This is a genomic window from Streptomyces sp. WM6386, from assembly GCF_000972385.1.
Taxonomy (GTDB): Bacteria; Actinomycetota; Actinomycetes; order Streptomycetales; family Streptomycetaceae; genus Streptomyces.
In genome coordinates this window covers 1-1,122 of the sequence record NZ_JXTE01000208.1, presented here as the reverse complement: position 1 = coordinate 1,122, position 1,122 = coordinate 1, and the positions used below count along the sequence as shown (strand labels likewise).

1 protein-coding gene and 1 pseudogene are annotated in these 1,122 nt (G+C 66.0%); both read right to left on the bottom strand.

What is annotated here, in order from left to right; translation table 11 throughout:
- Positions 1-425: pseudogene (locus TN53_RS40775) on the bottom strand (carbohydrate ABC transporter permease); the annotation flags it as partial.
- Between the two features lie 4 nt (positions 426-429).
- Positions 430-1,122: carbohydrate ABC transporter permease (locus TN53_RS40770; RefSeq protein ID WP_046263930.1), on the bottom strand; the 693-nt coding region annotated here is incomplete at its 5' end.

The window sequence follows — 1,122 nt, the reverse complement described above, 5'->3', positions numbered from 1 at the left end:
GCCACCGCGCCGATGACGACGGCGAAGATCGCGCGCTTGCCGGGGAGGTCGAACTTCGCCAGCGCGTAGCCGCCCAGCACCGCCAGCAGCGTCGCGCCGCCCGCGCCGAGTACCACGTACAGCAGGGTGTTGAGCAGCCAGCGGCCGAAAATGCCGTCGTGGTAGGTGAAGGTGTCCCGGATGTTGTCCCACAGGGCGAAGTCGTGGGCGAACCACAGGCCGTTGGAGTCGGCCAGGCCCGCCTGGGTCTTCGTGGAGTTGATGACCAGCCAGATGAGCGGCACCACGGTGTAGAGGACCATCAGGGCCATCAGCGCCGTCAGCAGCACATTGCGCTTCGGCTTGCCCGAGGCGTGCTTCTTGCGGGGGGTCCGCAGCCTGGGGGCGGTGTTCTTCGCGGGGGGAGCGGTGACAGAGGTGCTCATCGGGTCACGCTCCCTTGCGCATGCCGCGCAGCTGGACGGCGTAGGCGACGATCATCGTGATGACGCCCATGATGATGGCGACCGTCGCGGAGTAGTTGTGCTGCTGGCCGTTGAAGGACAGCGAGTACGTGTAGAAGTTCGGCGTGTAGTCCGTGGTGATGGAGTTCAGTGCCAGCGGACGCAGGATGCTCGGCTCGTTGAAGAGCTGGAAGCTGCCGATGATCGAGAAGATCGTCGCGATGACGATCGCGCCCCGGATCGCGGGCAGCTTGATCGAGCTGATGATCCGCCACTGGCCGGCGCCGTCGATCTCCGCGGCCTCGTACAGCGAGGTGGGGATGACGCGCAGCGCGGAGTAGAAGATCAGCATGTTGTACCCGACGAACTCCCAGGTCACGATGTTGCCGATGGAGGCGAGCACCCAGTCGGGGGAGAGCAGGTCGGGCAGTGTGGTGCCGAACGCGGAGTTGATGTCGCCCACCAGGCCGTACTTGGTGCCGTACATGAAGCCCCACATCAGGGTGGCCACCACGGCGGGCACGGCGTACGGCAGGAAGATCGTGATCCGGAAGAAGTTCTTGCCGTAGAGCCGGCCGCTGTCCAGCGCCAGCGCCACCAGCAGGGCGATGCCCAGCATGATCGGCACCTGGATCGCCAGGAAGAGCCCCACCCGGCCGACGGCCGACCAGAACTGGTC